The 13,454-nt window shown below is 34.8% G+C and carries 14 protein-coding genes and 2 rRNA genes; 2 read left to right on the top strand and 14 right to left on the bottom strand.

Annotation, left to right across the window (positions count from 1 at the left end):
* Positions 1-134 precede the first annotated feature (134 nt).
* The gene (locus DA803_RS03310; protein ID WP_170120256.1) at positions 135-311 is read right to left on the bottom strand and encodes a hypothetical protein; all 177 of its coding nucleotides are present in this window, start codon (positions 309-311) and stop codon (positions 135-137) included.
* A gap of 253 nt (positions 312-564) precedes the next feature.
* Between DA803_RS03310 and DA803_RS00865 the strand changes: the two genes are divergently transcribed.
* Both DA803_RS00865 and tpx read left to right on the top strand, forming a co-directional pair.
* The gene (locus DA803_RS00865) at positions 565-1,116 is read left to right on the top strand and encodes a deoxycytidylate deaminase (protein ID WP_277869740.1); all 552 of its coding nucleotides are present in this window, start codon (positions 565-567) and stop codon (positions 1,114-1,116) included.
* Between the two features lie 239 nt (positions 1,117-1,355).
* Positions 1,356-1,841, top strand: a complete 486-nt coding sequence (tpx, locus tag DA803_RS05995; RefSeq protein WP_114190758.1) for a thiol peroxidase — start codon at positions 1,356-1,358, stop codon at positions 1,839-1,841.
* A gap of 676 nt (positions 1,842-2,517) precedes the next feature.
* On the opposite strand, the gene DA803_RS00855 is transcribed toward tpx, so the two are convergent.
* The 13 genes from DA803_RS00855 to rplO all read right to left on the bottom strand — a co-directional run bounded on the left by DA803_RS00855 (position 2,518) and on the right by rplO (position 13,452).
* Positions 2,518-5,416: ribosomal RNA gene (locus DA803_RS00855) — 23S ribosomal RNA — on the bottom strand.
* Between the two features lie 202 nt (positions 5,417-5,618).
* Positions 5,619-7,141, bottom strand: a 16S ribosomal RNA gene (locus DA803_RS00850).
* The 16S and 23S rRNA genes sit together here, the layout of an rRNA operon.
* A 219-nt stretch (positions 7,142-7,360) precedes the next feature.
* Entirely contained in the window at positions 7,361-7,558 is a 198-nt protein-coding gene (rpmF, locus tag DA803_RS00845; RefSeq protein WP_114190757.1) for a 50S ribosomal protein L32, read from the bottom strand.
* Between the two features lie 15 nt (positions 7,559-7,573).
* Positions 7,574-7,939 (bottom strand): 50S ribosomal protein L17, encoded by a 366-nt coding sequence (gene rplQ, locus DA803_RS00840; RefSeq protein ID WP_114190756.1) that lies wholly within the window; start codon positions 7,937-7,939, stop codon positions 7,574-7,576.
* On the bottom strand, positions 7,939-9,024 hold the full coding sequence (locus DA803_RS00835; protein WP_114190755.1) for a DNA-directed RNA polymerase subunit alpha: 1,086 nt from the start codon (positions 9,022-9,024) through the stop codon (positions 7,939-7,941). The genes rplQ and DA803_RS00835 overlap by 1 nt, the downstream gene beginning before the upstream one ends.
* A gap of 33 nt (positions 9,025-9,057) precedes the next feature.
* Entirely contained in the window at positions 9,058-9,432 is a 375-nt protein-coding gene (gene rpsK, locus DA803_RS00830; RefSeq protein WP_114190754.1) for a 30S ribosomal protein S11, read from the bottom strand.
* A 2-nt stretch (positions 9,433-9,434) separates the two neighbouring features.
* Positions 9,435-9,803 carry a 30S ribosomal protein S13 gene (gene rpsM / locus DA803_RS00825; RefSeq protein WP_114190753.1) on the bottom strand — a complete coding sequence of 123 codons (369 nt, stop codon included), beginning with the start codon at positions 9,801-9,803 and terminating at the stop codon, positions 9,435-9,437.
* A 5-nt stretch (positions 9,804-9,808) separates the two neighbouring features.
* Entirely contained in the window at positions 9,809-9,922 is a 114-nt protein-coding gene (gene rpmJ, locus DA803_RS00820; RefSeq protein ID WP_002881082.1) for a 50S ribosomal protein L36, read from the bottom strand.
* Between the two features lie 9 nt (positions 9,923-9,931).
* Positions 9,932-10,147 carry a translation initiation factor IF-1 gene (gene infA / locus DA803_RS00815; RefSeq protein WP_114190752.1) on the bottom strand — a complete coding sequence of 72 codons (216 nt, stop codon included), beginning with the start codon at positions 10,145-10,147 and terminating at the stop codon, positions 9,932-9,934.
* Positions 10,147-10,899, bottom strand: a complete 753-nt coding sequence (gene map, locus DA803_RS00810; protein ID WP_114190751.1) for a type I methionyl aminopeptidase — start codon at positions 10,897-10,899, stop codon at positions 10,147-10,149. The genes infA and map overlap by 1 nt, the downstream gene beginning before the upstream one ends.
* On the bottom strand, positions 10,893-11,552 hold the full coding sequence (locus tag DA803_RS00805; RefSeq protein WP_114190750.1) for an adenylate kinase: 660 nt from the start codon (positions 11,550-11,552) through the stop codon (positions 10,893-10,895). Before DA803_RS00805 ends, map begins: the two co-directional genes overlap by 7 nt.
* A complete protein-coding gene (gene secY / locus DA803_RS00800) occupies positions 11,546-13,018 on the bottom strand; it encodes a preprotein translocase subunit SecY (protein ID WP_114190749.1) in 1,473 nt (490 codons plus the stop codon). Before secY ends, DA803_RS00805 begins: the two co-directional genes overlap by 7 nt.
* Positions 13,018-13,452: a 50S ribosomal protein L15 gene (gene rplO, locus DA803_RS00795; protein WP_114190748.1), complete on the bottom strand. Its 435-nt coding sequence runs from the start codon at positions 13,450-13,452 to the stop codon at positions 13,018-13,020. Before rplO ends, secY begins: the two co-directional genes overlap by 1 nt.
* Positions 13,453-13,454 lie beyond the last annotated feature (2 nt).

Here is a 13,454-nt window from a genome sequence, read left to right as displayed (position 1 = left end):
TCTTTTTTATCTATGTTATTTTCTTCAATGAGTTAGGTTATTAATATATTAATATAAGAACTTAAACATTTTTCAAGTTTTTATCATAATAATCATAATATCTTTATATATATTTATATTATATGTTTAATGTATTATATGTGTGAAATATTTACATTATTAACTCCTTTAAAGATATTATTGTTGCAGAATTTGTTAATTGCCATAATATCCTTGTCATTGAAGTTAATAATTTCGATAGCAAAAAGGTCAGCAATTGCTGAGAAGAACATCTTATTTAGTTTTTGTGTAACATTTAATAATTGGTTCATGCTTTTTTTCCTTATGCTAAATATTTTACACAAATTTTATTATTTGAGATAAAAAAAATAACTTTTTCAAAAAATTAACTTTTTTTAATCATTTATATTCTTATATGATATACTATTACTAATTCACTTACACGTTTAGGTGGATTAACATAGTTAATGTCTTATACGAGCTTAATATGCTTACTTCACTGAATAATTGAAAATGGGATCTGCGGAGCCCATTTTTGTCTTTTTTTATGGTAAAATAATAATCATGAATAAAGAGACAAAAAATATCATTTTAAATGCCAATAAAGATAATATTAAATGAGAAATTTATTTTATGGCATTAGCAAAATTAAGTGCGATGCGATCTAAAGATCCAACAACAAAAGTTGGAGCTTGTATTGTAAGTCCGAATAATTATGTAGTTTCATTGGGATATAATGGAATGCCGACAAGTTTTAACAATAAAACATTAAATAATGATGATATATTTCCGTGAAATAGACCTGAAAAATCACAAGATGTACTAAATTCAAAATATACTTATGTTGTTCATGCCGAAGCCAATGCTATCATAAATGCTAATTTAACCAATTCCAAAATTGAATCTAATTCCTCAATTTTCGTCACCCATTCGCCTTGTTATCATTGTGCTAAACTAATAGTTCAATCAAAAATATCTAAAGTTTATTATGCAATCGCTTACAAAGAAGAATCTGACGATTTTAAAGCATCAGAAAAAATTTTTCAAGCCTTTGGAATAGAATGTATTAAGATCAAGGATGATTTTGATTTAAATTTTAGAATAAAAAAATCATAAATAATATGGAACAATTAGAAGTTAATTAACATAGATGAAATAATTTAAACACCCACCCTACAATGTGTGGGGTTTTATAATCTATTTTTTGTAAGCTTTTTAAAATTCAGTTATAATTCAAAACCTTTTGTTTGTGTTCAAATGCAACATTCGTAATAGGTTTTATACTTTTATATGAGTTTGTTTTAGGATTTTTTACTATAATTTTTATACATTATTAATTAATATAAGGAGAAAAAATGAAGGTTTTATTTAAAGGAAAAGAATTAGATCTAATTGGAAATCAATTAAAAAAAGGAGATACTTTTCCCAATTTTAAAGCAGTCAATTTAGATATGTCTGAATTTGATTCAAAGCAATTAAGCGGCCAAAGAAGATTAATTTTTTCAATACCTACTATTGATAGCAGTGTTTGCGAAATAGAAACGACAAAATTCATGAATAAGTTTATGAAAAAACCATATCCAGTAGTAGCAATCAGTTATGATTTGCCATTCGCATACAAACGTTGATGTTCAATTAGAAATAATAACAGGGTTATTACTCTTAGCGAATTTCGCTATAATGATTTTTCAAGCAAAACTGGTACAAAAATTGATGAATTAGGTTTATTAACTAGAGCAGTTTTTGTGGTTGATGAAAATGACAAAATTGAATATGTTGACTATGTTAAGGAAATTTCAAATGAACCAAATTATGATGAAATTCTAGAACATTTTAAATAGTAGCAATTAATTACTTATATCGGTTTGTATAAGTAATTTTTTTTTAAAAAAAATTTAAATATGTTATAAAAAAATATATTCTCTGAAGACTGAATATCGTTGCAATTTATATTAATCTGCTATAGAATTCACTATTAAACTGTTTAATTTGGTAGATTTGTCAATTGAATGCATTGCTGCACTTACATCTCCAACCTATTAACCTCATGATCTATAAGGAATTTAAAAGGAATACTTATCTTTGAAAGAATTTTTTACTTAGAAGCTCAACAATTATCTCTGTTGCACTTAGATATTTAGTTATGCTTTTGACATAACAATTCTCACACCATCGGCGCATCCACTCCAATTCTCTCCTATTAATAGTAGCTCTTATCAATATTTTAATTTTTCTTGAGTTAATATAACTAAATATAAATTAATATCTAATCTAAATTTTACCGATCTTGACAATATATTCTAATACAATTACAGCAGCACAATTATCATCGCTTTACCACCAATAATATTTTCACTTTTCAATAAAATAATTTCCAACACTCATAAAACCAAATGAGCAACCCCTGTTTCTTGTGCAAATAAAAAAACCCTGACGGGTTTTGTTTGCGGCTCATCGCATTTTTGTTCTCTGAAAACTGAATATCGTTGTAATTTAGATTAATCTGCTATAGAATTCACTATTAAACCGTTCAATTTATTAGTACTGGTCAGCTGAATGCATTGCTGCACTTACACCTCCAGCCTATCAACCTCATAGTCTATAAGGAATTTAAAAGGGAATACTCATCTTTGAGGGGGCTTCCCGCTTAGATGCTTTCAGCGGTTATCCCTGCCGCACTTGGCTACCCAGCTATGCTTTTGGCAAAACAACTGGCACACCATCGGTGCGTCCACTCCGGTCCTCTCGTACTAAGAGTAGCTCTCATCAATATTCCAACGCCCACATCAGATAGGAACCAAACTGTCTCACGACGTTTTGAACCCAGCTCGCGTACCGCTTTAATGGGCGAACAGCCCAACCCTTGGAACCGACTCCAGCTCCAGGATGCGATGAGCCGACATCGAGGTGCCAAACCTTCCCGTCGATGTGATCTCTTGGGAAAGATAAGCCTGTTATCCCCGGGGTAGCTTTTATCCGTTGAGCGACGGCCTTTCCACAAAGAACCGCCGGATCACTAAGTCCTGCTTTCGCACCTGCTCGACTTGTAGGTCTCACAGTCAATCACACTTCTACCTTTATGCTCTAAGATACGGTTTCTGACCGTATTGAGTGTAACTTTGAACGCCTCCGTTACCCTTTAGGAGGCGACCGCCCCAGTCAAACTACCCACCACACACTGTCCTCTTACCAGATCATGGTAACAAGTTAGAAGTTCAACGTAACAAGGGTGGTATTTCAACGGTGACTCCACTCAGACTAGCGTCTAAGCATCATAGTCTCCCACCTATCCTACACATGTTAAATCAAACTCCAATATGAAGTTATAGTAAAGCTCCACGGGGTCTTTTCGTCTAGATGCGGGTCTCCGGCGTCTTCGCCGGAACCATAATTTCACCGAGTCTAATGTCGAGACAGTTAAGAGATAATTACTCCTTTCGTGCAGGTCAGTATTTAGCCGACAAGGAATTTCGCTACCTTAGGACCGTTATAGTTACGGCCGCCGTTCACCCGGGCTTCACATCAATGCTTCGCAGATGCTAACACCTTTGCTTAACCTTCGGGCACTGGGCAGGAGTCACCCCATATACATCGTCTTACGACTTAGCATAGAGCTGTGTTTTTGATAAACAGTTCCCCCTTACTATTCACTGCGGCCCACTTTTTAAGGTGGGCATCCCTTCTTGCGAACTTACGGGATGATTTTGCAGAGTTCCTTGACATTAGTTTTCTCGCTCGCCTTAGAATACTCATCTTGGGGACGTGTGTCCGTTCTCGGTACGGGTTTCACAGAATTTAAGTTAGCAGCTTTTTTAAGAGGTATGAAATCGTATAATTCGCTACTTTGTTGCCATTTCACTATGCATCATAACTCCCGGTTATGCCGTGCGGATTTGCCTACACGACCCAGTTATTATTTACCCCACAATCCAATAAGTGGTAATACTATCCTCCCCCGTCACTACATCACATTCTAGAAAGTACAGGAATATTAACCTGTTGTCCATCGGCTACGCCTTTCGGCCTCGTCTTAGGACCCGACTAACCCTGGGTGGACGAACCTTGCCCAGGAAACCTTCCCCAATAGGCGTCAGAGATTCTCACTCTGAATCGTTACTCATACCGGCATTCTCACTTGTAAGCGCTCCACCAGTCTTCACAGTCTGGCTTCAATGCCCTTACAACGCTCTCCTAACGCATTTCTGCCCGTAGCTTCGGTATTGTGTTTTAGTCCCGTTAAATTATCGGCACAGAGTCTCTCGACTAGTGAGCTATTACGCACTCTTTAAACGATGGCTGCTTCTGAGCCAACATCCTAGCTGTTTAAGAAACTCCACAACCTTTCTCACTTAACACAATTTTGGGACCTTAGCTGACGATCTGGGTTGTTCCCCTCGCGTGCATCGACGTTATCACCGATGTACCGACTGCATAGTAGTTCATGATAGTATTCGGAGTTTGATTATAGTCAGTACGGCTAGGCGCCGCCATTCCATATTCAGTGCTCTACCCCCACCACTTAACACTACACGCTAGCCCTAAAGCTATTTCGGAGAGAACCAGCTATCTCCAGGTTCGATTGGAATTTCACCCCTACCCACAAGTCATCCGGGCACTTTTTAGCGTACTACGGTTCGGTCCTCCACTTAGTGTTACCTAAGTTTCAACCTGCTCATGGGTAGATCACCTGGTTTCGGGTCTATATCAACATACTAAAGCGCCCTGTTAAGACTCGATTTCTCTACGGCTTCGCTTTATTCCACTTAACCTTGCATGTTGACATAACTCGCCGGTCCATTCTGCAAGATGTACGCCATCACCCATTAACGGGCTCTGACTAACTGTAAGTAATTGGTTTCAGGATCTATTTCACTCCCCTCCCGGGGTTCTTTTCACCTTTCCCTCACGGTACTAGTTCGCTATCGGTGTCTGGTTAGTATTTAGCCTTACCGGGTGGTCCCGGCGGGTTCAGACAGGGTTTCACGTGCCCCGCCCTACTCAGGATACTACTTGAAGACTTATTCATTTCGCTTACGGGAATTTCACCCTCTATGTTTAAGCATTCCAGCTTATTCTGCTATGTTTAAGTTTTGTCTAACTTCGTATAAGTAGTCCTACAACCCCAACATCAAATGTTGGTTTGGGCTCTTCCCCGTTCGCTCGCCACTACTGAGGGAATCATTCTTTATTTTCTTTTCCTGCTGCTACTGAGATGTTTCAATTCACAGCGTGTCTCTTCATTCGACTATGAATTCATCGAAATGATAATTGAGGATTAGCTCAATTGGGTTTCCCCATTCGGAAATCCCCGGATAACAGCTTATTTCCAGCTAACCGAGGCTTATCGCAGGTAATCACGTCCTTCTTAGACTTCCAGACCCAAGGCATCCACCAAAAACTCTTATCTTGTTTAATAGTTGTTTTGTTATTGTTTGTTGTATGACCTATTGTTGTCTTTAATTTTGATATATATATTCTATAGGTTGATCTAAACTTTGAAATATTAATTAATATAATTTTTCAATGTCGATATTCAGTTTTCAAAGAACAAATATAGAGAGATAGATCTCTCAAAACTGAATACGAATATTTTTTCCATAACTAGGTGTACTCCGTAGAAAGGAGGTGATCCATCCCCACGTTCTCGTAGGGATACCTTGTTACGACTTCACCCCAGTCACCAGTCCTACCTTAGGCAGTTGCCTCCGAGGTTAGCAAACCGACTTTGGGTATTACCAGCTCCCATGGTGTGACGGGCGGTGTGTACAAGACCCGAGAACGTATTCACCGCAGCATAGCTGATCTGCGATTACTAGCGATTCCGACTTCATGGAGTCGAATTGCAGACTCCAATCCGAACTGAGATCGGCTTTTTGAGATTTGCTCCATGTCGCCATATTGCTTCTCTTTGTACCGACCATTGTAGCACGTGTGTGGCCCCACTTGTAAGAGGCATGATGATTTGACGTCATCCCCACCTTCCTCCCAGTTACCCAGGCAGTATCTCTAGAGTCCTCAACATTACTTGTTAGTAACTAAAGATAGGGGTTGCGCTCGTTGCAGGACTTGACCAAACATCTCACGACACGAGCTGACGACAACCATGCACCATCTGTCACTCCGTTAGCCTCCACTATATCTCTATAGCTTCGCGAAGGATGTCAAAAGTGGGTAAGGTTTTCCGTGTATCTTCAAATTAAACCACATGCTCCACCGCTTGTGCGGGTCCCCGTCAATTCCTTTAAGTTTCACTCTTGCGAGCATACTACTCAGGCGGATCATTTAATGCGTTAGCTGCGTCAGTGATTCCTCCACCGACTAATGATCATCGTTTACAGCGTGGACTACCAGGGTATCTAATCCTGTTTGCTCCCCACGCTTTCGTCCCTCAGCGTCAGTATAGACCCAGTAAGCTGCCTTCGCCTTTGGTGTTCTTCCATATATCTACGCATTTCACCGCTTCACATGGAATTCCGCTTACCTCTATCTAACTCTAGTTTGCCAGTATCCAAAGCGAGCCAGGGTTGAGCCCTGGAATTTGACTCTAGACTTAACAAACAGCCTACGAACGCTTTACGCCCAATAATTCCGGATAACGCTTGCGACCTATGTATTACCGCGGCTGCTGGCACATAGTTAGCCATCGCTTTCTGACAAGGTACCGTCAGCTCAATAGCATTTCCTCTACTGAGTGTTCTTCCCTTATAACAGCACTTTACAATCCGAAGACCTTCATCGTGCACGCTGTGTCGCTCCATCAAGCTTTCGCTCATTGTGGAATATTCCCTACTGCTGCCTCCCGTAGGAGTTTGGGCCGTATCTCAGTCCCAATGTGGCCGTTCAGTCTCTCGACCCGGCTAAACATCATAGTCTTGGTGGGCCATTACCTCACCAACTAACTAATGTTCCGCACCCTCATCCTTTAGTGGAGCTTTGGAGCTCCTTTCACAACAGAATCATGCGATTCTATGCGTATCCGGCATTAGCCAATGTTTCCATTGGGTATTCCAATCTAAAGGGCAGATTAAGTACGTGTTACTCACCCATTCGCCGCTAGATTCTAATAAGAACCTCGCTCGACATGCATGTATTAGGCACACAGCCAGCGTTCATCCTGAGCCAGGATCAAACTCTTAATATTTGATTTTGGTTGTTATTTTTGTTTTTTTGTTATTTAAATTATTTTTTAAATTGACGTTATGGTATTCGTATTCAGTTTTCAAAGAACTATCTTTTTGTCACACTCAACTAAAGTGCTCTTTAATTATACATACTTTAAAAAAATATTTTATTAAATTATTAAAAAAATAAAAAATACGGCTTTTGACCGTGTTTTAATAAAATTATAATATAAATATAATTATTTGATTTTATCATTTAAAGCTACTTTTATAAATTTGGTTCCTTTATAAAAACCACAATATTTACAAGCTTGATGAGGGATAATTTGTTGCTTGCAATTATTACATTCAGTAAGAGTTACTACATTTAGCGCGTGATGACTTCTTCTTAGATGTTTTCTTTGTTTCGAAGTTTTACGTTTTGGTACTATTGCCATTTTATTCTCCTTTTATTATACTAACTGAATAATAGCCATTTTAGCATTATCGCCTTGACGATTAGCAACTTTTATTATTCTTGTATATCCACCATTTCTTGTTTGATATTTTGGACCTAGAACATCAAATAAATATTGTAATGAATCTTTGTTTTTAACATCTGATGAGATAATTCTTAAGAAACTTGCTGCTTGTCTTCTAGTTGCTAAAGTATTTTTCTTAGCTAATGTAATCATTTTTTCTGCATTTGATCTAATTCTTTTTGCTCGTTCTAAAGTAGTTTTAAGTTTTCCGTGGATTAATAAATCAGTAACCAAGGTTCTTTCAACATGGTTTCATCATTCGGTATTTCTACGGAATAATTGTTTTGGATTTGCCATTATTCCTCTCCTTCCATATCTTTTGAGTCTTCATTAAGGTCTAATGATTGGGCTTCTTCATCAATTGAATCTTCCGAAACATCTTCTAATTCTATGATTATTTTTTTCTCTCTTCATTCTTTTCTTTTATTAGTTATATCTTGAACAGATTTTTTACCTAAATTTTTAATGTTTGAAAGTTCTTCGTCACTAAGTTTATCCAATTCATCAATTGTTTGATAACCTGCTCTTCTTAATGCGTTAAGTGATCTAATAGTTAAATTTAATTTTTCAATTGAAATTTGAGCCTTTGGAGCTTTTTCTTTTTTCTCTTTGTTATCATCAAATAAATTAATAGTTTCTAACGTATCAACATTACCGATAATTTGGAAATGTGCAACAATAATTTTTGCTGCTTGTTCCATAGCATCTTTTGCTAAAATTGTACCATCAGTTTCAATGTGAATTTTTAGTCTTTCTTCAATTGTTTTTGATGAACTATTAAGATCTTCAAATGAAATTCCACATTTTTTAACTGGACTAAAATCACTATCCATTGCTAAAATTTGTCCACGAGAAATTTTACTTACTAATTTTGGGCCATATTCCATGATTATAGATTTATTTTCTTCAAAATCAATAAATCCACGGCCAGTTCTTAGAAATAAATCAAATTCCAATGAACTATCATCTGATAAAGTTGCAATATGTTGGTCTCTATTAACAATTTCTAGACCTGGAACTACATCTTCAATATCTGATGCATTAACTTCACCATCTTTTTTTGATTTGAAAGAAATTTTCACTAAATTTTCTTTATCAAAAACTTCCGGATTATAAGCAAAACGAATTTTTCTAATATTAGAAACTAAAGTAATTGCGTCCTCTTTAATTCCTGGGATAGTTTGAAATTCGTGTTCAACATTTTTAATTTTTATCGCAAATGGAGCCACAGAAGTAATTGAAGATAATAATGTTCTTCTTATTACTGTCCCGATTGTACTTCCGTAACCTCTCATTAATGGTTCAATTACATATGTTGTATTAAAATCATTAGTTCTTTCAGCCATTAATTCTTTATATGTTATTTTTTGGATCTTTTCCATTTTTTCTCCTATTCTTCTTAATCTTAAGTATTCTTATGCTCTTTTAAGAATTTTTTTAGGAGGACGAGTTCCGTTGTGTGGAGTTGGAGTTACATCTTTAACATCTTTAATTGTAAGTCCACTTGTTTCTATTTGTTTTCTTGCGGTACTTTTTCCTGGACCGATTCCTTTAACTAAAATAGAAACTTCTTTTAATCCAAAGTCCTTAGCCTTTTCTAAGGCTGCCGCTGCGGCTAGGCCGGCAGCATATGGGGTTTTTTTCTTAGTTCCTTTATAACCAATTGCTCCTGATGAAGATCATGCAAAAACATTACCTTTTAAATCTGAGAATGAAACAATAGTATTTTGGTAAGTTGAGTGAATATGGGCGATACCTTGTGTGATAACTTTTTTATTCTTTTTAGCCATTGTTATTTACCTTTCTTTCCTGCTATTGTTTTTCTTGGACCTTTTCTAGTTCTAGCATTTTTCTTAGTAGATTGACCTCTAACTGGAAGTCCTTTTCTATGTCTTAAACCACGGTATGATTTAATTTCCATTAATCTTTTGATATTTAGGTTGATTTCACGTCTTAAATCACCTTCAGTAGCATATTTTTTCGCTTCATCACGAATACGAGTTAATTCTTCTTCTGTTAATTCTTTAACTCTTTTTTCTCCATCAACATTTGCATCAAGTAAAATTTTTGCTGCCAATGGACGACCGATTCCAAAAATATATGTTAATGAAATACGAGCCTTTTTATTGTTTGGAATTTCTATATTTAAAACTCTAGCCATTTTTATTATCCTTGTCTTTGTTTATGTTTTGGGTTAATACAAATAACTCTATTAACTCCGTGTCTTTTAATTATTTTGCAATCTTTACAAATGCGCTTGATTGAAGCTCTAACTTTCATAATTTCTCCTTATTTATGTCTAAAGACAATTCTTCCTTTTGTCATTTCATATGGACTTAACTCAACATCAACATGATCCCCAGGAATCATGCGAATATTATGGAATGACATTTTTCCGGAAATAGTTGCCTTTATTGTTATGCCATTTTCTAATAAAACATCGTAATTTTGAGTTGAATGCATTTTGATAATTTTGCCCGACATTTTTAGTGCATCTTTTGCCATTAAGTATTTTCTCCCGATAGAATGTATGCTTGGTTGTTATCTATTAAAATAGTTTGTTCATAATGAGCTGTATTAAATCCTAGCGGATCATAAACAGTTCACCCATCTTTTTTAACTAATACATTCTTTGATTTCTGTAATATCATAGGTTCAATGCATATAACCATACCATTGCGAATAATTTCACCGGTATTTGCTATTCCATCATTATATATAAATGGATCTTCGTGTAAATGACGACCAATACCGTGTCCTGTATATTCTTCAGGGGTAAAATATCCATTTTTTCGAATAGTGTTTCCAATTGCATTAGAAATATCACCAATTCTTCCACCAACTTTGATGGCATTAAAACCTGCATAGAAAGCGTCTTTTGCTACTTGAATTAGTTTTTTATCCTCTTCACTAACATGACCCACGCCTTTTGTAAAGGCTGAATCAGAATAATATCCTTCTCAAATAACACCAGTATCAATTTTTATAATATCACCATCTTTAACAATATAGTTACTAGGGATACCATGAATTAATTCTTCATTAACTGATATGCAACAAGTTCCAGGAAAACCATATTGTCCTAAAAACGCTGGTTTTCCTCCTCTTTTTCTTATTTCTTTAAAAGCGACGCTATCAATTTCTTTTAAAGAAACGCCTGGACTTATAAAGTCAAATAAAATTTGTTTGACTTCTGCCAAGATTGAACATGCTTTTTTGATTTTTTCAATTTCAAATTGATTTTTAATTATTATCATTTTAAAGCTTTCTCAACATCTGAATATACTTTTTCAATTTCTTGATAACTATCAATTTCAATTAGCATGTTTTTTTCTTTGTAGTATTGAATTAAACATTCGGTTTGACTTTCATAAATCATCAAACGTTTTTCAATTACTTCTGGTTCATCATCAGGGCGTTTTATAACTTTTGTGTGACATTTAACGCAAAGGTCATTTTCTAAAGGTGCGAATAAATCCATATGATAAATTGTTTTGCAATTTGGACATATTCTTCGTTTAGATAATCGCTCAATAATTTGATCTTTGGTTATTTTAAGCAAAATAACTTTATCTATTTTAACATTTTCTTTCTCTAAAGAATCAAGAAAAGCAGCTTGATCAAATGTTCGAGGATAACCATCAAGAATAAATGGGACTTTATTTTTAGCTAAATCAATAAGTCTTGATTTAACAATTTCATTAGTAATGCTGTCATCAACATATTTACCAGAGTCCAAAATTTCTTTTACTTTATTACCTAATGGTGTATTATTTTTTATTTCTTGGCGAAACATATCACCAGTTGAAAGTTGAAAATATTGGAGTTTTTTAACAAGTAAATTAGCAATTGAACCTTTTCCCGCACCGGGAGCGCCTAAGAAAATTAAATTTGGTTTATTATTTATCATATCAAGTCTTCCTCTTCTTCGCCATAAACTTCTTTTAGTTCTCTAATTTGACGTCTTTTTCTTGCTAATTCTTGTGACTTGTATCTTGCTTTTATTTGTTGAACAGTTTCATAAGCTGTTGAAACCAAAATCATTATGCTTGTCCCACCAAACGCAATTGCCGCTGGCATTCCAAACATTTGTTGAATAAATTGTAGAGCTCCTAAAACAATCAAATATCCTGTTGAGAAAAATGATAATCTTAGAACAATATTCAATAAATATGTTTCGGTTTGTTCACCTGGTCTAACTCCAGGAATAAATGAACTACTTTTAGCAAAATCTTCACTAATTTTATCAATTCTTGATTGTTGAATTCCCATTAAAATAGTTAATCCAAATGTTAGTAAAACAAACAAGAAAAATCCTAAAGGTTGTGTCAATTGTAAATTGTTATTTACTCATTGGTAGTAACGACTTGTGTTTGGATTAAATAAGTTGGCTATCAACATCGGAACACTAAGAATCATCATAGAGAAAATAACACTCATTATTCCCGCCGGATTTGATTTAATTGGTAAGAAACTTAATTCTTTTTCGTTTTTAGAAAGTCCAGCTCCAACTTGTTGAATTGGAATTCTTCTTTCGGCTATTGTAAATATAACAATAATAAATATTATTAATAAATATGAAAGTAAGTAAACACAATAATTTATTATTTCTTTTAAGACTAAATTATTTTGTTTAGTTGAAGGAACATAAAATTCAAAAGCATGTCTAAATGTCGGAATTAAATTATTGGCAATTCCAATAAAAATCATGATACTTGTTCCGTTTCCTACTCCTTTATTAGTAATTTGTTCACTTAGAAATAGTGAAAAGAAAGCTCCAGCCACTAATATCATTGGTAGAATGAAATATTGATAAGCAATCATTCCATTCGGCCCTAAAAGAGCTACTAGTCTAGGCTCAAAAGTAATTCCGAACCCCTGTCCTTGTGTATTATTAAGCGCTCTTGTAATAAAAATCGCTTGGAAAATAGCAAACACAAATGTTATTCCATAAGTAATAAAATTAATTTTAATTCGCCCTTGTGGTCCTGATTGGCTTAACCGATGAATCGCAGGAAAGGCCTTTGTTTGTAATATCATTAAGACTAAACTTGATGAAATAAATGGTCCTATTCCTAATGCGACGATTGAAAATCTTCTTAATCCACCGCCACCTACAAGATTTAAAATTCCGAAGAAATCGCCTTGGTTAAGACGATCTGCATTGGAAATATTTACACCGGGAATCGTAATGGTTCCTATTGCTAGAAAAAGCGTAATTATAGATAAAGTGAATAGAATTTTTTTGAATAAATCATGATTTTTTCATCATTCTGATCACGTGTTCTTTTTTTCGGTGAAAAATTTATCGATCGCTAATTTACGTTCGATTTTTTCATCATCAACTAGCTTTTCTAACTGTTTTTTTCTTGCCATTATTTAACCTCGATTTTGCCCCCAGCATTTTCTACTGCTTCACGAGCAGATTTTGAAAGAGAAAATATTTGAACAACTAACTTTTTAGTTAATTTTCCATTACCTAATATTTTAACTGGTAATGAACCTTTTATTAATTTTTTCTCAAATAAGGTTTCATATGAAACAATTTCATTGTCATTGTAAACTCTTTCAAGATCTCTTAAGTTTACAATTTGATATTCAACATGATTTACATTATTAAAACCACGTTTTGGAATTCTTCTAAATAGTGGTAATTGTCCACCTTCAAATCCCATTCTTACTGTACTTCTTTTGGTTTGACCACTTTGGCCACGTCCAGCTTGTTTACCTTTTCCAGCTGCATGCCCACGACCAACACGATGTTTTTTAGGACGTGATCCTGGAGTAGGTTTCAAATTATTTAATTGCATAA

This window comes from [Mycoplasma] phocae (assembly GCF_003332325.1).
In the GTDB taxonomy this organism is placed as follows: Bacteria; Bacillota_I; Bacilli_A; order Mycoplasmatales; family Metamycoplasmataceae; genus Metamycoplasma; species Metamycoplasma phocae.
This window is presented reverse-complemented; position numbering and strand designations above follow the sequence as displayed.